General features: G+C 42.9%; 2 protein-coding genes. Both read left to right on the plus strand.

Going from position 1 to position 552, the window contains the following annotated elements:
* Positions 1-103 (plus strand): NAD(P)/FAD-dependent oxidoreductase (locus tag ACS8FC_RS20045; protein WP_439298077.1); only part of this gene is annotated, 103 nt, incomplete at its 5' end.
* A gap of 116 nt (positions 104-219) precedes the next feature.
* Positions 220-552: pirin family protein (locus ACS8FC_RS20050; RefSeq protein WP_439298076.1), on the plus strand; the 333-nt coding region annotated here is incomplete at its 3' end.

Here is a 552-nt window from a genome sequence, read left to right on the forward strand (position 1 = left end):
TCTATACTTTATCGGTGAGGTACTTGATGTGACAGGCTGGCTTGGCGGCTATAATTTTCAGTGGGCATGGGCCAGTGGTTTTGTCAGTGGCGAAGTCGTTTAAGAAGCAGTCGCATTTGATAGTATAAAATAAACACGACATAAGTTCATTTTACTATAGAATTATAGTATAATATTCACTTACTGTTATTTATGCTAGATAGAATTGCGAGGTACTCGATGCGCCCAATCAAACAGATTCATGGTGATAAAGCACCACATTGGGTCGGTGACGGATTTTTTGTGAAAACATTGATTAATTATGTCGATGACCAACCAGACTTCAATTACAGTCATACCGATCCATTTTTATTATTTGATTATGGTGAGCCGACGACATTTGCACCAAATCCGGATTATCAGACGCAACCACATGGCATTGGCAAGCATCCTCATAAAGGTTTTGAGACCGTCACCCTCGCGTACTCAGGTGAGATCAGTCATGCTGACTCAATCGGTGGGCGTGGGGATATTTTGGAAGGCGATGTGCAATGGATGACCGCTGGTCGCGGC

The sequence above is a fragment of the Psychrobacter sp. 1Y4 genome (genome assembly GCF_051847555.1).